The organism is Tessaracoccus sp. ZS01, assembly GCF_022342445.1.
Classification (GTDB): Bacteria; Actinomycetota; Actinomycetes; order Propionibacteriales; family Propionibacteriaceae; genus Arachnia.
Genome location: NZ_PQFE01000010.1, coordinates 64,638 through 82,173, shown reverse-complemented (window position 1 = coordinate 82,173; position 17,536 = coordinate 64,638). Strand labels below are relative to the sequence as shown.

General features: G+C 69.3%; 13 protein-coding genes. 8 read left to right on the top strand and 5 right to left on the bottom strand.

What is annotated here, in order from left to right; translation table 11 throughout:
- Positions 1-20: 20 nt before the first annotated feature.
- From rnc to ftsY, 5 genes are read left to right on the top strand one after another with little or no spacing between them, the layout of a single operon-like run.
- Entirely contained in the window at positions 21-698 is a 678-nt protein-coding gene (gene rnc / locus C3E87_RS10295) for a ribonuclease III (protein WP_083665565.1), read from the top strand.
- Positions 691-1,530 carry a bifunctional DNA-formamidopyrimidine glycosylase/DNA-(apurinic or apyrimidinic site) lyase gene (mutM, locus tag C3E87_RS10290; protein WP_076062366.1) on the top strand — a complete coding sequence of 280 codons (840 nt, stop codon included), beginning with the start codon at positions 691-693 and terminating at the stop codon, positions 1,528-1,530. Before rnc ends, mutM begins: the two co-directional genes overlap by 8 nt.
- Positions 1,527-2,099: a GtrA family protein gene (locus tag C3E87_RS10285; protein ID WP_076062364.1), complete on the top strand. Its 573-nt coding sequence runs from the start codon at positions 1,527-1,529 to the stop codon at positions 2,097-2,099. The genes mutM and C3E87_RS10285 overlap by 4 nt, the downstream gene beginning before the upstream one ends.
- A 1-nt stretch (position 2,100) precedes the next feature.
- Positions 2,101-5,661: a chromosome segregation protein SMC gene (gene smc, locus C3E87_RS10280; protein ID WP_076062362.1), complete on the top strand. Its 3,561-nt coding sequence runs from the start codon at positions 2,101-2,103 to the stop codon at positions 5,659-5,661.
- A gap of 57 nt (positions 5,662-5,718) precedes the next feature.
- Positions 5,719-6,882 (top strand): signal recognition particle-docking protein FtsY, encoded by a 1,164-nt coding sequence (gene ftsY / locus C3E87_RS10275; protein ID WP_076062360.1) that lies wholly within the window; start codon positions 5,719-5,721, stop codon positions 6,880-6,882.
- Here the strand turns inward: ftsY and C3E87_RS10270 are convergent, their stop codons facing one another.
- The 3 genes from C3E87_RS10270 to C3E87_RS10260 all read right to left on the bottom strand — a co-directional run bounded on the left by C3E87_RS10270 (position 6,883) and on the right by C3E87_RS10260 (position 12,098).
- Positions 6,883-8,301, bottom strand: a complete 1,419-nt coding sequence (locus C3E87_RS10270) for an NAD(P)(+) transhydrogenase (Re/Si-specific) subunit beta (protein WP_076062358.1) — start codon at positions 8,299-8,301, stop codon at positions 6,883-6,885.
- A 1-nt stretch (position 8,302) separates the two neighbouring features.
- Positions 8,303-9,838, bottom strand: a complete 1,536-nt coding sequence (locus C3E87_RS10265) for a Re/Si-specific NAD(P)(+) transhydrogenase subunit alpha (protein ID WP_076062356.1) — start codon at positions 9,836-9,838, stop codon at positions 8,303-8,305.
- A 118-nt stretch (positions 9,839-9,956) separates the two neighbouring features.
- Positions 9,957-12,098, bottom strand: coding sequence for an ATP-dependent DNA helicase RecQ (locus C3E87_RS10260; RefSeq protein ID WP_076062353.1), 2,142 nt, complete (start codon positions 12,096-12,098; stop codon positions 9,957-9,959).
- 139 nt (positions 12,099-12,237) lie between these two features.
- Between C3E87_RS10260 and ffh the strand changes: the two genes are divergently transcribed.
- Together ffh and C3E87_RS10250 are read left to right on the top strand one after the other, a co-directional pair.
- Positions 12,238-13,782 (top strand): signal recognition particle protein, encoded by a 1,545-nt coding sequence (gene ffh, locus C3E87_RS10255; protein WP_076062351.1) that lies wholly within the window; start codon positions 12,238-12,240, stop codon positions 13,780-13,782.
- A 34-nt stretch (positions 13,783-13,816) separates the two neighbouring features.
- Positions 13,817-14,890 (top strand): amidohydrolase family protein, encoded by a 1,074-nt coding sequence (locus tag C3E87_RS10250; protein ID WP_233120784.1) that lies wholly within the window; start codon positions 13,817-13,819, stop codon positions 14,888-14,890.
- Here C3E87_RS10250 and C3E87_RS10245 read toward each other — a convergent pair.
- Positions 14,883-15,815, bottom strand: a complete 933-nt coding sequence (locus tag C3E87_RS10245; protein WP_076062349.1) for a hypothetical protein — start codon at positions 15,813-15,815, stop codon at positions 14,883-14,885. The genes C3E87_RS10250 and C3E87_RS10245 overlap by 8 nt on opposite strands.
- A gap of 109 nt (positions 15,816-15,924) precedes the next feature.
- Here C3E87_RS10245 and C3E87_RS10240 point away from each other — a divergent pair, with 109 nt between their 5' ends.
- Positions 15,925-17,136 carry a S49 family peptidase gene (locus C3E87_RS10240; protein WP_076062346.1) on the top strand — a complete coding sequence of 404 codons (1,212 nt, stop codon included), beginning with the start codon at positions 15,925-15,927 and terminating at the stop codon, positions 17,134-17,136.
- Here the strand turns inward: C3E87_RS10240 and C3E87_RS10235 are convergent.
- Positions 17,133-17,480: a metallopeptidase family protein gene (locus tag C3E87_RS10235; RefSeq protein WP_198928283.1), complete on the bottom strand. Its 348-nt coding sequence runs from the start codon at positions 17,478-17,480 to the stop codon at positions 17,133-17,135. The genes C3E87_RS10240 and C3E87_RS10235 overlap by 4 nt on opposite strands.
- Positions 17,481-17,536: the final 56 nt, after the last annotated feature.

The following is a 17,536-nucleotide window of genomic DNA, read 5'->3' as shown; positions in this document are numbered from 1 at the left end:
GGCTCTCCCCGAGCCAGGGGATGAGCAGGCTTGAAAACCAGCTGAAGGAGCTGGGCGTCGAGGTTGACGCCCAGCTCTTTGAGTTGTCTTTTACGCACCGCAGCTTCGCCTACGAGAACTCCCTGCCCTCGAATGAGCGGCTGGAGTTCCTGGGCGACGCGGTCCTGCAGATCGTGGTGACCGAGCACATCGTGCGTAGCTACCCCGAGTTGGCCGAGGGCCACCTGGCGAAGCTGCGCGCCTCCGTAGTGAGCTCCGCACCGTTGGCAGAACTCGCCCGTTCCCTGGAACTGGGGGAGCACCTGCGGTTGGGGAAGGGTGAGATCGCCACGCGCGGCCAGGAGAAGGGCTCCATCCTGGCGGACACGATGGAGGCCGTCATCGGCGCCATCCACCTCTCCGAAGGCCCGGACGCCTCCGCACGGTTCATCCACCACAACTTCGATCCTCTGATCGCAGCCTCCGCCCAGTCCGGTGACTACGCGGACTACAAGACGGTCCTCCAAGAGCTCACCGCCGCCAACGGATGGGGCCTGCCCCGGTACGTCGTGAACGGCACCGGCCCGGACCACCAGCGCACATTCACCGCAGTGGTGCACGTGCAGGAACGCGCCGTGGGTGAGGGGACGGCTCCCAGCAAGAAGCGCGCTGAACAGATCGCCGCGCGGCTCGCCGTGGCGGAGCTCACCAGTGCCTGAGCTGCCAGAGGTGGAAGTGGTCCGCCTCGGTCTCCACCGCCACGCCGCCGGCCGCACGATCAGTGACGTGACCGTCCACCACCCGCGTCCCGTGCGCTACCACGCGGTGGGTCCCGAAGGGTTCCGTGCAGACGTGGCCGGGCGCCGGATCGAAGAGATCCGGCGGAGGGGGAAGTACCTGTGGGCCGTGCTCGGTGAGGACGCCCTCGTGGCGCACCTCGGGATGAGCGGCCAGTTCCGCTTCAACTCCCCGGGTGACGAACTGGTGCGCAACACCCGCGTGGTGTTCCACCTGGACGACGACACCGAACTGCGGTTCGTCGACCAGCGCATGTTCGGTGGCCTGGACTTCCGTCCCGGACTGGCCGCGTGCCCCGTGCCGCACATCGCCCTGGACCCGTTCGACCCCGGCTTCGACGCCCGCGCCGTCGCCGCCCGCCTGCGCGCCAGACGCACGACGGTGAAGCGGGCGCTGCTGGACCAGTCGCTGATCAGCGGGGTGGGCAACATCTACGCCGACGAGGCCCTGTGGCGGGCCCGCGTCCACTTCGACACCCCGACGCCGGATCTGGGGCCGCGCAAGGCGGTGGAGCTGATCCGGGCCGCGGGTGAGGTCATGGCGGAGGCGCTCGAGCAGGGCGGCACGTCGTTCGACAGCCTCTATGTGAACGTCAACGGTGAGTCCGGCTACTTCTCCCGCTCCCTCAACGCCTATGGTCGGGAAGGCCAACCGTGCCACCGCTGCGGCCGCCCCATCGTGCGGCGGGTCTTCATGAACCGCAGCTCCTACCTGTGTCCGGCCTGCCAGCAGGCCCCGAAAGGACGTCAGTGAACGCTTCTCACAAAGCCCGCTACCGAAGGTCGATCGGGCAGTTCCTGAAGTTCGGCATCGTCGGCGGCTCCGGCGTCCTCATCAACATGGTGGTGGCCGTGGTGATGAACCGACTCAACGGCGGCTCCCAGAACGCCCAGGACATCGTCTGGTCCATCCCGGGCAGCGAGTTCAACCTGCGCTTCACGGCTGTGGTGTGGATCGTGGCGTTCCTGGTGGCCAACCTCTACAACTTCCAGCTCAATCGCTGGTGGACGTTCCAGAGCACGAAGCATGCCACCTGGTGGGCCGAGTTCTGGCCCTTCCTCGCCGTCGGCTCCGTGGCGGCCGCAGTGGGCCTGGTGATCAAGATCCTGCTCACGAACCCCTCGAGCCCGGTCTACCTGCCGGAGCCCTACTTCCATGAGGAACGGGGCCTCAACTCCCGCGAATACTGGGCACAGCTGATCGCGATCATGCTCACCATGCCGATCAACTTCATCGTGAACAAGGTCTGGACCTTCAGGGCGGTGCGCTCCTCTAAGCTGACGGTGGCAGAGGCTCCCGTCGAAGAGAGACCCACCGTCTGACATGTATCTCAAGAAACTCACCCTGCGTGGTTTCAAGTCCTTCGCGTCCGCGACGACGCTGGTCTTCGAACCCGGCATCACCTGCGTGGTCGGGCCCAACGGGTCCGGCAAGTCGAACGTCGTCGACGCGCTCAGTTGGGTCATGGGTGAGCAGGGCGCCAAGACGCTGCGCGGCGGAAAGATGGAGGACGTCATCTTCGCCGGCACCGCCAAGCGTGCCCCGCTGGGCCGGGCTGAGGTGGAGCTCACCATCGACAACACCGACGGTGCCCTGCCCATCGAGTACGCCGAGGTCACCATCACCCGCACGATGTTCCGCTCGGGCGGTTCGGAGTACGCGATCAACGGCACCCCTGCGCGGCTCCTGGACGTCCAGGAACTGCTCAGTGACTCCGGTATCGGCCGCGAGATGCACGTCATCGTCGGTCAGGGGCAACTCGACGCCATCCTCCAGGCCACCCCGGAGTCGCGGCGCGGCTTCATCGAGGAGGCCGCCGGAGTCCTCAAGCACCGCAAGCGCAAGGAGAAGGCGCTGCGGAAGCTCGAGTCCACCAACGCCAACCTCGAGCGCCTGCAGGACCTGGTGGGCGAACTCCAGCGTCAGCTGAAGCCCCTCGGCCGGCAGGCGCAAGCCGCGCGCAAGGCGGCGGTCATCCAGGCCGAACTCCGCGACGCGAAGGCCAGGTTGCTGGCAGACGACCTGTCGAGCGCGCAGGCAAAACTGAAGGCCGAACTGGCAGACGAGGCGGCCGCCGAGGAGGCCAAGGTGCGCGCCGAGCAGGCCGTGGCAGAGGCACAGGCCTCGGAGGAAGCCGCCGAGCGTCGGCTCCGGGCCGCAGCGACAGACTTCGACGCAGCGCAGGAGCAGTGGTACGCGCTGGCCGGCCTGCGCGAACGCGTCACCACGACCATCTCGATCTCGGCAGAGCGCATGCGCGCCGGTGAGAACCAACCCACGCTCGACGTCGGCGGGCGCGACCCCGAGGCCCTCGAGGCCGAGGCGGCAGACATCCGCATCAAGGAGCAGGGGCTGCGCCGAGAGGTGGAGGCGGCCAACAGCGCCCTGACGGACGCGACGCTGCGCCGCAACGGCGCCGAGCAGGAACATTCGGCCGCCGAGCAGGCCTACAGCTCCGCGCTGCGGGCGATCGCGGACCGGCGCGAGGGGCTGGCCCGGCTGACGGGGCGCGTGAACTCGATCAAGTCGCGCCTGGAGGCTTCCGACGAGGAGATCGCCCGGCTCGACAACCGCCGGGCAGAGGCGCTGCACCGCGCCGAAGAGGCTGCGGCGAAGTTCCACCACACTGAATCCTCCCTGGCGGGGCTGGGCGCCTCCGAATCGGACCTCGATGCCGACTACGAGAAGGCCGCGGCCGCGCTGGAAGCGCTCGAGGCCGACGGTGCTGCACTGAAGGCGCGGGAAGCGGACGTGGGCAGGCGGCGGGCCGGGCTGAACGCGCGCGTGGACGCGCTGCGGCTGCTGACCCAGCGCAAGGACGGCTCAGCAGATCTGCTCGGGGCCGGCCGCGACGAGGTGGTGGGTCGCCTGAGTGATCTGCTCACGGTCACGTCCGGCTGGGAGGCCGCCGTGTCGGCGGCGCTGCGTGGGTTGGCGGAGGCAGTCGTCGTGCAGGGCCTCGACGGGGCGCTGGCATCCTCGAGACACATGGCGGACCAGGACCTGGGCCGGGCGCCCCTGGTCGTGGCAGACCCTTCCGTGAGCCCGGCGCCCGACGCTCGGACGGAGGGCGCGCCGGGCACTTCGCTGCTGAGCCTCGTCGAGGCGCCGGATTCGCTCGCGGCTGCCCTCAGCCGCCTCCTCGGCGACACCGTTGCGGTCGAGACGGCCGAGGAGGCTGCGCAACTGGTGGGGGAGCATCCCCACCTCACCGCTGTGACCAGGGCCGGCGACTTCTTCTCGTCCTGGTTGGTCGAGGGCGGTACCGCGGCGGCTCCGTCGTTGCTCGAGGTGCAGGCCGAACTCACCGAGGCCGAGGACGCGTTGGCCGCCGCCGGGCACGAATCCGACCGCCTGAAGTTCGCCGCGGACGAGTTGGAGGAGAGGCTCGTCGCCGCGCGGCGCGCCGAGGCGGACGCGCTGGCGGCCCTGCACGATTCGGATGCCCAGCTCGCAGCCGTGGCCGATCAGCTGGGCTCCTTCCGCCAATCGCAGGCCGCCGCCATGAAGGAGGCCGAGCGGCTCGCCGAGGCGATCGACACGGCGCGCTCCTCCCGCGCCCGCGACGAACAGCAACTCACTGAGCTGACAGAGCGGCTGGAGGCCGCGTCGACCCAAGAGGACGTGACGGAGCCGGACCCGGCGGAGCGCGACGAGAAAGCAGGCGAGGCACGCCGCGCCCGACAGGCCGAGATGGACGCCCGGCTGGCACTGCGCTCCGTCGAGGAGCAGGTCAAGGCCATTTCCGGCCGCGCCGAGTCGCTGCTGCGGGCCGCGCAACACGAGCGCCAGTCGCGGGCGAAGGCCAGGCAGCGGGCCGAGCACCTGCGTCGGGAGGGCGAGATCGCCCGCGTGGTCAACGACGCGGCCCTCATCCTCGCGGAGCGCGTGGAGGCCACCCGTCAGAAGGCCGCCGCCCAGCGCGACGCCGCGGACGCCGCCCGGCGCGAGGCCGAAGCCGGCACCACGCGCGCACGTCATGCATCCAAGGCCGCCTCCCAGCGTCTCGACGAGATCGTGCGCGGCGCCCACCGCGATGAAATGGTGCGCATCGAACACCGGATGCGCATCGAACAACTCGAGGACCGCGCCCTGAGCGAACTCGGCCTCGAGCCGGCGCAACTGGTGACGGAGTACGGGCCGGACGAGTTGGTGCCCGTGATCACGCGCCCCGATGGCACGGCGCTGGGCGATGACGATGAGCAGCCCGAGCCGGTGCCCTATGACAGGGATCAGCAGACCTCCCGGCTGCGCGCCGCTGAGCGGAACCTCGCCGTGCTGGGGCGGGTGAACCCACTGGCGCTCGAGGAGTTCGACGCCATGACGGCCCGCCACCAGTTCCTGGCGGAGCAACTCGAGGACCTGCGCCAGACCCGCACGGACCTGATCGATATCGTCGCCGAGGTCGACAAGCGGGTTCAGGAGGTCTTCGAGGCCGCCTACCGCGACGTGGAGGAGAGCTTCGACAAGGTCTTCGCCCGCCTGTTCCCGGGCGGCGAGGGCAAGCTCGTGCTCACGGACCCCGGCAACTGGCTGACCACCGGCGTCGACGTCGAAGCGCGGCCCGCGGGCAAGCAGGTCAAGCGGCTCTCGCTGCTGTCCGGTGGCGAACGCTCGCTGGTGGCGGTGGCCTTCCTGGTGTCGCTGTTCATCGCCCGCCCCAGCCCCTTCTACATCCTCGACGAGGTGGAGGCGGCGCTCGACGACGCCAACCTCGGCCGGCTCCTGGGCATCTACGAGGAACTGCGGGCGTCGTCGCAGCTCATCGTCATCACGCACCAGAAGCGCACCATGGAGATCGCGGATTCGCTGTACGGGGTCACGATGCGCGGCGACGGCATCTCGACGGTCGTCTCGCAGCGACTCGCCGAAGAGGCCGGCTGAACCCCGCTCCCCGCAGCCGCCCGCAGCCGGGACGCGCGTGCCCAGTAGGATGAGCGCGTGGATTGGTTTTTCTGGGTAATCATCGGGATCATCGGCCTCGCGATCGTGGTCGCGGGCATCATCATCACCGTCGACGGACGCCGGCAGCGCCGGCTCGAGGCCGAGACCCGGGCGGAGATCGAACCAACCGATCGTGAACCGCCGGTCGTCGCGCCCGAGGAGGTCGTGGTCGAACCGGCGCCGCCGGTGGTCGCACCCGAACCCGTGGTGGTGGAGCCCGGCATCGAGGCTCCGGAAGCGCCGGGCACGCGCTGGGCGCGGCTGCGCAGGCGGCTCTCCTCCAGCAACAACGCCCTGGCCCGCGCACTGGGCGACCTCCTGAGCGCGGACCGGATCGACGAGGAGGTGTGGGATGACTTCGAGACCACACTGATCACCTCAGACCTGGGCGTCGGCCCGACCACCGAACTGACGGAGGCACTCCGCAGGGAGCTCGCCATCGACGGCGTGGCAGACCCCGTCCGCGCGAAGAACGTGCTGCGCACCGAACTCCTCAAGCTGGTGGACCCCACGCTCGACCGGTCGCTGAACCTCACCCCCGCAAACGACGGTGACCCGGCCGTCGTCCTCGTCGTCGGCGTCAACGGCACCGGCAAGACCACCACCGTGGGCAAGCTGGCCCGCGTGCTGGTGGCTGAGAACAAGTCCGTGGTCCTGGGGGCGGCAGACACCTTCCGTGCGGCCGCCGCTGAGCAGCTGTCGACGTGGGGTGAGCGCGTCGGGGTCGAGACCGTGCGCTCCGGCGAGGGTGCAGACCCGGCGTCCGTCGCCTTCGACGCCGTCGACAAGGGTGCCCGCGACGGCGTGGACGTGGTCATCATCGACACCGCCGGCCGGCTCCACACCAAGACCGGGCTCATGGACGAACTGGGCAAGGTCAAGCGCGTCATCGAGAAGAAGGCCCCCGTCACCGAGGTGCTGCTCGTGCTCGACGCCACCACCGGTCAGAACGGCATGACCCAGGCGCGCATCTTCGCGGAGGTCGTCAACGTAACCGGCATCGTGCTGACCAAGCTGGACGGCTCCGCCAAGGGCGGCATCGTCATCCAGGTACAGCGCGAACTCGGCGTGCCCGTCAAGCTGGTGGGCCTGGGCGAGGGCGTCGACGACCTCGCGCCGTTCGACCCCGAGAACTTCGTCCAGGGCATCCTGGGCGAGTAGTCAGACGCGGGCTCGGATGGCCGCCACGAGGGCGTCGGAGCTCACCTTGGCGTCGCCCAGCAACATGGTGGCGTTGTCCTCGAAGAACAGCGGGTTCTCCACCCCGGAGTAGCCGGGGGCCATCGAACGCTTGAAGACGATCACCCTGTCGGCCTCCCACACGCGCAGCACCGGCATGCCACTGATGGGCGTGCCCGGCTCCATGGCGGCGGGGTTCACGGTGTCGTTGGCGCCGATCACCAGCACCACGTCGGTCTCGTGGAAGTCGCCGTTGATCTCGTCCATCTCCAGCACGATGTCGTACGGGACGTGCGCCTCGGCCAGCAGCACGTTCATGTGCCCCGGCAGGCGACCGGCCACAGGGTGGATCGCGAAGCGCACCTGCGCGCCGTTGCTGATCAGCCGCTTGGCCAGTTCTGCGACGGGGTGCTGGGCCTGCGCGACAGCCATGCCGTACCCGGGCGCGATGACCACCCGGCGGGCATCGGTGAGCCAGCCCACCACCTCGTCGACGTTGGTGATGACAGCCTGCTTCGGGTTCCCGTCGGCGTCCAGGATCGCCACCGCTGCGCCGGAGGAGTCGCCGGTGCCGAACCCGCCGAGCAGCACATTGGTGATGGAGCGGTTCATGCCACGGGCCATCACGACGGACAGGATGATGCCGGAGAGACCGACGATGGTGCCGGCCACGATCAGCAGGTCAGAGCCCACCGCGAAGCCCGACAGGGCTCCGGCCCACCCGGAGAACGAGTTGAGGAAGCTGACCACCACGGGCATGTCCGCGCCGCCGATGGCGAGCACCATGATGATGCCGAAGGCGTAGCCCAGGAGGTGGGCGATGATGAGCGCCCACAGGTTGGGGCTGATGAGCTGCCAGGCGAGGGAACCGATCAGGCCCAGCACCAGGAGGCCGACGACGAGGTTCTTGGCGGGCAGCGCGGTGGGCTTCGAGGTGATCTTCCCGTTGAGTTTGCCCCAGGCGACGATGGAGCCCGAGAACGTCAGCGAGCCGACGAACACCGCGGCCCATACCTCGACGCCGTGCACGATCTGGTCCGTCAGCGCCGGGTAGCTCTCGACGCCCAGGGCCGCGTTGATGCCCACGAACGCGGACGCCTGACCGCCGAAGGCGTTGAACAGGGCGACCAGGCCGGGGAGGCCGGTCATGGCGACCCTGGCCGAGTAGAGCAGCCCGACGGCGAAGGCGATCACCAGGGCGATCACCAGCAGCGCGAACCCGAGGAGGTCCCATTGGGCGGCGAAGGTCTGGACCACGGTGGCGACGACGGCCAGCGTCATGCCGACGATGCCGTAGGCGTTGCCGGAGCGGGCGGTGGTCTGCTTCGACAGCCCGACGATGCTCAGGATGAACAGCAGGGCGGCGGCGATGTAGCAGCCGAAGACAAAGGCGTCGAGCACCTCAGGCCTCCTTCGACGAAGCGAACAACCCCAGCATCCGCTGGGTGATGGCGAAGCCGCCGACGCAGTTGATACCGGCCAGCACGATGGCGACGAACGCGATCAGTTGGACGTACAACAGGGGCGACGTGAGTTGGGTGATGGACCCGACGATCGTGATGCCGGAAATGGCGTTGGACACGCTCATCAGCGGGGTGTAGAGCGCAGGCTGCACGCCCCAGACCACGTAGTAGCCCACCACGCAGGCGAGCCCGAAGACCAGGATGTGGCTGAGGAACCCACCGGGGAGGAGCAGGGCCAGCAGGAGCCAGGCGGCCACCACGAGCATCAGGCGACGGAACCGCGCCCACTGATCGGGCGGGGAGGCCTTGGCGACCTGGGCCGGCACCTGGGTCGCCGGGGTCCTCGCGGGGACTGCCGACACCTGGATGGGCGGTGGGGGGAACGTGATCTCCCCGTTGCGGGTGACGGTCATCTGGCGGTGCACCTCGTCGTCGAAGTCGACGGTGAGCGCACCGTCGCCCTGCGGGGTGAGGAGCTTGAACAGGTTGACCAGGTTGGTGCCGTAGAGCTGGGACGCCTGGCCGGGGAGCCTGGAGGCGAGATCGGTCCAGCCGATGATCGTCACGCCGCCATCGGTGGTGTACGCCTCGCCCGGGCGGGTCAGCTCGCAGTTGCCGCCACCCGCCGCGGCGAGGTCCACGATGACGCTGCCGGGACGCATGCTGGCCACCATGTCGGCGGTGATGAGCTTGGGGGAGGGGCGGCCGGGGATGGCCGCGGTGGTGATGATGATGTCGACGATGTGGGCCTGCTCGGCGTACAGCGCGGTGGCCCTGTCCGCGTCGTCGGCGGAGGACTCCTGGGCGTACCCGTCCGCGGAGACCTGCTTGGCCGTGGCGATGTGCAGGAACCGCGCCCCCATGGATTCCACCTGCTCGGCCGTCTCCGGCCGCACGTCTGTCGCGAAGGTCTCAGCGCCCAGGCTGCGGGCCGCGCCCACGGCCGCCAGCCCGGCGACACCGGTGCCGATGACGAACACCTTGGCCGGCGCCACCTTGCCGGCGGCGGTCACCTGGCCGCCGAACATCCGGCCGAAGGCGTGACCGGCCTCGATCACGGCGCGGTAGCCGGCGATGTTCGCCATCGAGGAGAGGGCGTCGAGCGACTGGGCGCGCGAGATGCGCGGCACCATGTCCATGCTGAGCGCCGTCACGCCCCGCTCCGCGAGGGCCTCCGTCAGCGACAGGTCTGTGCGGGGATTCAGGAACCCGACGAGCGTCTGGCCCGGCCGCAGAAGGGCGGTCTGTTCCGGGGTGGGGGCGCCGACCATGGCGATGACGTCGCTCTGCCACACCGCCTCGGTTGACACCACCTGAGCGCCCGCCTCGGCGAAGGCGTGGTCCGGGAACGAGGCGCGTGCGCCCGCCCCGGCCTCAACGGCCACCTCGTACCCGAGACGTGCCAGATGGGTCACGGTGCTCGGCGTGGCGGCCACGCGCGCCTCCGGCGCCTCGTTGGGAATACCGATCAACACCGCTGCCTCCTTTTTTGTCCTGACTTGCAGCGGACTCGCTTCTGGAAGGCTACTGGGGGAACCCCCCGCGCGGAAGAGCAGGGGTCCCTTTAACGGGCGCCGACGAAGCCCCGGTGTGTCAGGCCACGCTGGCCAGCGCGAAGGGCAGCACCGAGCCGGCCCCGGCCCGGCGCAGCAACCGGCCGGCGACCGTCAGGGTCCAGCGCGAGTCCACCAGGTCGTCGATGAGCAGGACCGGTCCTCCAGCCGCCAGCGACTCGGCCATGGCAGCGGGCACGCGGAACCGGTGCCACGCGTCCCGTACCCGGAAGGCGCTGTTGGTTGACCTGCTGAGCTCCTCAGCGCCGGGGTTCAGATCCAGAGGCCCGAGCAACGTCAACCTCCCGGCGCGCGCGATGCCCGTGGCCAGCGACTCCACCAGTTGCGGGCGCGACAGGCTGGGCACCCACGCCACCGCCGTCGGCCGCTCCTGCCAGTTCCACTCCTTCAGCACCCGCAGGCAGGCGCCGGCCAGCTCCGCCGGCACCTCGCCGTCGAGGGGCTGCCCGTCAGGACCCGGTGCGAAGAGTTCGCGCAGCGCGTTGCCGTAGCCGAGGTCCGTCAGGCGGGCCACCACCCGCCCCTCGTCGAGGGTCTCGTTGCCGGACAGTTTGCCGCGCATCGGCTTTCCGTCCTCGTCCGTGACGCCCAATTGGTCCAGGCCGGAGGGCCACTGGCCCCGCGGCGCGATGGGCACGCCCACCTGATCGAGCGTCGAGCGCGCCTGCTCCGCCGCTTCGACGGTGACCTCCGTGGGATACCAGGGCCCGGCGCACGTGTCGCACCGGCCACACCTCGCCGAGGTGGGGTCGTCGAGCTCCGAGGTGAGGAACTCCATCCGGCAAGATCCTTCGGGCAGGCGCTGGTACTCCACCATGGCCTGCTGCTCCGCAACCCGCGCCGCCGCGATCCGGTCGTAGCGCTCCTGGTCGTAGACCCAGGGCCGGCCCGTCGCCTCCCAACCGCCGTGAACCGCCTGCACCGCGCCGTCGACAGCGAGGACCTTCAGCAGCAGTTCGAGTTGCGAGCGGCGGATATCGACACGGGCCTCGAGCGCCGGTGTGGAGAGCGGCCGGCCCTCAGCATTGAGCGCGTCGAGGATGGCGCCGGCCTTGGCCTCCGTCGGCATCGCGTTGGTGGCGAAGTAGTGCCAGATCTCCCGGTCCTCCGTGCCGGGCAGGAGCAACACCTCCGCATGGTCCGTGGCGCGGCCCGCGCGGCCCACCTGCTGGTAGTACGCAACCGGAGACGACGGTGCCCCCACATGCACGACGAACCCGAGGTCCGGCTTGTCGAAGCCCATCCCCAGCGCCGAGGTGGCGATCAGGGCCTTGACCTCGTTGTTCTTGAGCGCTTCTTCGGCCGCCACCCGGTCAGCCGGGTCCGTGCGACCGGTGTAGGCGAGCACCTGGTGCCCCGCGGCGCGGAGGGCCGCAGCCGTGTCGTCCGCAGCCGAGACCGTCAGACAGTAGACGATGCCGCTGCCCGGAAGGTCCCCCAGGTGCTGCGTCAGCCAGGCCAGCCGGCGCCAGGACGTGCCCACGTCGAGCACCCCGAGGCGCAGCGATTCGCGTGCCAGGGCGCCGCGCAGCGTGAAGACCTCGTGTCCTCCGGCGGCCATCTGCTCGGCAACGTCCTCGACGACGCGCTGGTTGGCCGTGGCCGTGGTGGCCAGGACGGGCACGCCGTCGGGGAGTTCTGCGATGAGGGTGCGCAGCCGGCGGTAATCCGGTCTGAAATCATGGCCCCAGTCGCTGATGCAGTGCGCCTCATCGATCACCAGGAGGCCGGTGCGGGCCATCAGCCGGGGGAGCTGCTCGGCGCGGAAGCGGGGGTTGACGAGGCGCTCCGGCGACACGAACAGCACGTCGACCGAGTCCTCAGCGAGGCGTTCCTCGATCTGGCCCCAGTCTGTGACGTTGGAGGAGTTGATGGCCACCGCGCGCACGCCGGCCCGCTCGGCCGCCGCCTCCTGGTCCCGCATGAGCGCCAGCAGGGGAGAGATGATCAGCGCCGGGCCGTGGCCTGCCCTCCTCCTCATCAGGGCGGCGATGAAGTACACCGCAGACTTGCCCCAGCCGGTGCGTTGCACCACCAGCGCCCGGCGCCCGTGCTCAGTGAGTGCTTCAATGGCCTCGCGCTGGCCCGGGTGGAACTGCGCGTCCGGCCGGCCGGTGAGTTGCTGGAGGATGCCGAGTGCTTCGTCGCTCATGCCCACCATGGAAGCACGACCGTCGGACAAGCCCCCAAAGTTATCAACAGCAGCCCCAGGTCTGACCGCATCCGCCGCCGTGGATCGGGGTCGGGGCACCGTTGGGTATCCTGATTCAGTTGCCTCCAACCGTAGAAGGATTGACTCAGTGTTTGACACTCTGCAGGACCGGCTCGCGTCGGTGTTCAAGGGGCTGCGCGCCAAGGGCCGGCTGACCGAGGCCGACATCGACGCCACGATGCGCGAGATCCGCATCGCGCTGCTCGAGGCCGACGTCAACCTCGGCGTCGTCAAAGAGTTCGTCGCAGCGGTCAAGACCCGCGCCCTGGAAGTTGAACTGTCCAAGGCCCTGAACCCTTCGCAGCAGATCATCAAGATCGTCAACGAGGAACTGGTCTCCATCCTCGGCGGGGAGGCGCGCACGATCCGCTTCGCGAAGCGGCCGCCCACCGTCATCATGCTCGCCGGCCTCCAGGGCGCCGGCAAGACCACGCTCGCGGGCAAGCTCGCCCGCTGGCTGAAGTCGGAGAAGCACACCCCGCTGTTGGTGGCGGCTGACCTCCAGCGGCCGAACGCCGTGCAGCAGCTCCAGATCGTCGGCGAACGCGCGGGAGTGCACGTCTACGCCCCGGAGCCCGGCAACGGAGTCGGTGACCCCATCGCGGTTGCCCGGGGCTCCATCGCCCACGCGGAGGCCAAGCTCTACGACGTCGTCATCGTCGACACTGCCGGCCGCCTCGGCATCGACGCGGAGCTGATGCAGCAGGCCGCGGACATCAAGGCCGCCGTGAACCCGCACGAGACGCTGTTCGTCGTCGACGCGATGATCGGCCAGGACGCCGTCAACACCGCCAAGGCGTTCGACGAGGGCGTCGGGGTCGACGGCGTGGTGCTCACCAAGCTCGACGGCGACGCCCGCGGTGGCGCCGCGCTCTCGGTCGCCCGCGTGCTGGGCAAGCCCATCATGTTCGCCTCCAACGGCGAGTCGCTGGCAGATTTCGACATGTTCCACCCGGACAGGATGGCCTCGCGCATCCTCGGCATGGGTGACGTCCTCACGCTCATCGAGCAGGCGGAGAAGACCTTCGACGCCGAAGAGTCGCGTGCTGCGGCTGAGAAGCTGATGAGCCGGAACCAGTTCGGTCTCCAGGACTTCCTCTCCCAGATGCAGCAGTTGCGCAAGATGGGCCCCATGTCGAAGATCCTCGGCATGCTGCCGGGCGCCGGTCAGTTCAAGCAGGCCATCAACGAGATCGATGAGCGGGAGATCGACCGCATCGAGGCGATCATTTTCTCCATGACGCCGAAGGAACGCGACGACGTGGCCATCCTCAACGGCTCACGCCGGGCCCGGATCGCCCGCGGCGCGGGCGTCGAGGTCTCCGACGTCAACAAGCTGGTCAACCGCTTCGTCGAGGCCCGCAAGATGATGGAATCCATGGCTGGCGGCAAGTTCCCGGGCATGGGCGGGATGCCCGGCATGGGCGGCATGCCTGGGATGCCCGGTGGCCGCAAGCCGCAGAAGCAGCAGAACCAGAAGGGTAAGAAGGGTCGCCGCGGCACCGCACGCCCCGCCGGCTCGAACCGCCCGGCGGCCCATCCCGCCGCACCGCAGATCCCCCAGACCATCGACGACTTCCAGCTCCCGCCGGAACTGCAGAAGATGTTCAACGAGAACAAGCCGAAGTTCTGATTCTCGAGCCTGAGGACAGCCAGAGGAGCGACCCGTGACCCAACCCCTGCACATTCATGGCACGTTCCTCCCTGAGGAGGAGCCCCGCGACCTCTGGATCGTCGACGGCGTCCTCACCGACGAACCGGTGCGCGACGCCACCATGCTCGCCCGGAACGCTTTCATCGTGCCCGGCTACGTGGACGCCCACTCCCACATCGGGCTGGGCGTCGAAGGCGCGGTCAGCCCGGAGACGGTCCGCCGGCAGGCGACGGAGGACCTGCGCTCCGGCACGATGCTCGTGCGCGACGCGGGGTCGCCGTCGGATACCCGGTGGGTGCACGGCGAGCACGACCTGCCCCGGCTGATCCGCTCCGGCCGCCACATCGCCCGCCCCCGGCGCTACATCCGCTACCTCGGCGTCGAGGTGGAGCCGGACCAGCTCGTCGAACAGGTGCGGCACGAGGCCCGCTCCGGCGAGGGCTGGATCAAGCTCGTCGGCGACTGGATCGAGCGCGGCGTGGGAGACCTCGCGCCGCTCTGGCCGGCGGACATCGCGCAGCAGGCCATCGACGCCGCCCATGAGGAGGGCGCCCGCGTGACCGCCCACTGCTTCGGCGAGCAGGCCGTCCATGAGCTCGTTGCCGCCGGCATCGACTGCATCGAGCACGGCACCGGCCTCAGCGACGAGGGCATCGAGCAGATGGCCGGCCTGGGCACGGCTCTGGTGCCGACCATGATCAATCTGGAGAACTTCCCGATGTACGCCGCTCCGGCACAGGAGAAGTTTCCCAGCTACTACGCCCACATGCACGACCTCCACGCGCGCCGCAAGCAGACCATCGGCAAGGCGATCGAAGCCGGGGTGCCCGTCTTCGCCGGCACCGACGCTGGCACCGTCGTCGAACACGGCCGCATCCGCGACGAGATCGACGCCCTCGCAGAGGTGGGGGGCCGTGCGTTCGCCATGGCCGCCGCCAGCTGGGCGGCCCGCGAATGGCTGGGCGCGGACGGCATCGAGGTGGGGGCCAGCGCAGACCTCATCGTGCTCGATGCGGACCCGCGCACCAGCGCCGAAACCATCCGTCGGCCGCTGGCGATGGTGCTGCGCGGGGTGGCCCTCAGCTGAAGCGCACCATGTTGTTGAACTGCCAGTCCGTCTTCTGCACGAACCGGCCGTTCTCCAACGCGATGAACGTCGACATCACGAACGAGCGGCACGCGTTGCGACCGGTCAGCGCAGTGTCGCACTCCGTGCGCCACTGCCGGCTGTCGGCGGCGGACCAGCGCACGGTGTAACCCAGGGGGTTGCCCTTCCACAGCGAACGCGGCGACGCGGCGTAGGTGAGGTTGTTGAACACCCAGCCGGTGGTCTGGACGTAACTGCCGCTGGTGTTCTGGATGGTAGTGGCCTTGATCTCGGTGCGGCAGCGCTTGGTTCGCGAGTAGGGCTCGCATCGGGTGCGCCACTCCCTGCCGTTGAGCAGGTGCATGCCGGGGGTGATGTAGACGTCCAGGCCTGCGGGTGCCGGCTGCGCGCCCACGCGGTAGACCACGGGCAGGCCCTGGTAGCTGGTGCCGAGTTGTGCCTGCAGCAGCGCGACTCCGGCGCTTTCCCCAGCCACCTGCAGGGACCGTTGCGTGAGGCCGGGGGTGGGGTAGATCGCCGCCAACGCCCCGCTGGTGAACTCCGCCGCGTACCGCTTCTCGAGCGTCGCCACGGCCGCCTCGACGGTGGCGTACGGTATCGCAACCGCGGTGAAGCCCACCGTGGTGGCGCCGGCTTTGCGCATCTTCTGGCGCAGATCCTCCTGCATGCTCGGCCAGGTCAGGACCGAACTGTCGAGGTAGGCCAAGTGCGCGGCCGACCCGTGGAGTTCCCATGCGTCGACCGAGCCCGGGAAAATCTGGTTCCACCCGCTGACGATGTCCAGTAGGTGCTGCCCGACCGAGGAGGTGGGGGTGGGGTAGTCGGCCTCAGCCACCGGGCCGGAACCTACGACCAGCGCGAGTGCACTCAGGATCACGGCTGCCCAACGGGTGACGGTCTTCATCTGACTACTCCTGATCCGTGGCTCCACCACAGCCGGCGAGAGGTGTTCTTGAATCTACCGGACTGGCGCTCCACTAGGGTGGGCAAGGCTTATCAGGAGGCATCAGGCAGTGAACGACGACAGGCACAACTTTCCCCCACCCTCACCCCGCGAACGCGGCACCGACATCCAGTCGCCCCATCTCATGCCCAGGCAGGGCCCGCAGGGGCCACCGCCCCTCCCGGTGGGTCCGTCCCCGGCGAAGGGGGCGTTCGCACGGGGCTTCGGCGGCGGGGTCGGGCTCGGCCTGGGTCTGGGCGGGATGCTGCTGGTGACCTCGCTGGTCACCGCCCTCATGATGGTGGTGAGCCTCGCGGCGCTCGCCCCGTCAGCCGCGGGCTCCGCGAGCACCGGTCTGACCACGATGTGGGGGAGTGGTTCCGACACGTTGCGCGCCGTCAACGTCTCCGGCGCCATCCTGTCCGACGCCTCCGACGGGGCGCTGCTCTCCGCGGGCACCTTCGGCAACGAGGTGGCTGCCCAGATCGACGAACTGACGGCGGAGGACGCCTCGGGGCTGGTGCTGCTGGTCAACACCCCCGGCGGCAGCATCGGTGGGTCGCGCGCCATCAGCGACGCCGTCGACCGCTACCAGGAGCGCACCGGCCACAAGGTGCTCGTGCACGTCACCTCCATGTCTGCTTCCGGCGGCGTCTACGCCACGGCCTCGGCAGACGAGATCATCTCGGACCACGGCGCGCTCATCGGCTCCATCGGCGTGATCTTCGGCCCGTTGCGCCAGTACACCGACGTGGTTGCCACCACCGGCACCATCCTCGAATCCGGCGTCACGACCACCGGCGGCATCACCGAGGAATACCTGTCCGCGGGCAAGGGCAAAGATTTCGGCAACCCCTTCCGCCCCATCACGGAGGAGGAGAGGGCCCACTACCTGGCCGGCCTCGACGTCGAGTACGACAACTTCGTCTCCCACGTGGCCACGCATCGCGACATCCCGGCAGAGAAGATCACCGGACAGTTGGGGGCGTACCTGTTCGACCCGGAGACGGCGAAGGAACACGGCCTCATCGACGACATCATGGGCCGCGACGCCTTTTTCCGGCACGCGGCGGAGGCCGCCGGTCTGGACCCGGACAACACCCGCGTCGAAGCCACCCGTCAACCCACGGCGTGGGAAGCGTTGCTGGGCGCCCAGCGGGCCTTCGGTGAGGCTCCCGCCGTCGAGCAGGGGCCAGGCATGGTGCCGGCGGTGAGCCGCGCCCTGTGCGGCGGGGGACAGCCGCTGGCGTTCTCCGGTGAACTGGCCGCCGTCTGCGGCTAGCCCCAACCCAGCTCGTGGAGCGAGTCCTCTTCGATGCCGTGGTAGTGCCCCAACTCGTGCACGAGCGTGATCCAGATCTCCTCGTAGAGATCGTCCTCCGTCTCGCAGAGGCGGGTCAGCGGGCCTTGGAACAGCACGATCCGGTCGGGTAGCTGACCGTAGCCGTAGGTCTCGCCACGGTCCGTCAGCGAGGTGCCTTCGTACCAGCCGAGCGTGTCCGAGCCGTCCTCAGGTTCGTCCTCGATGACGAAGACGAGATTGTCCAGATGCTCCGTGAGACGCTCGGGCAGCATCTCGAGCGCCTCCTCGACGAGCCCCTCAAACGCATCCCCACTGATCTCCACGGACCCGATCCTAGGCGGGCGGGCCCAAGGAAGCGCGCACTCATACTGCTTGGAAC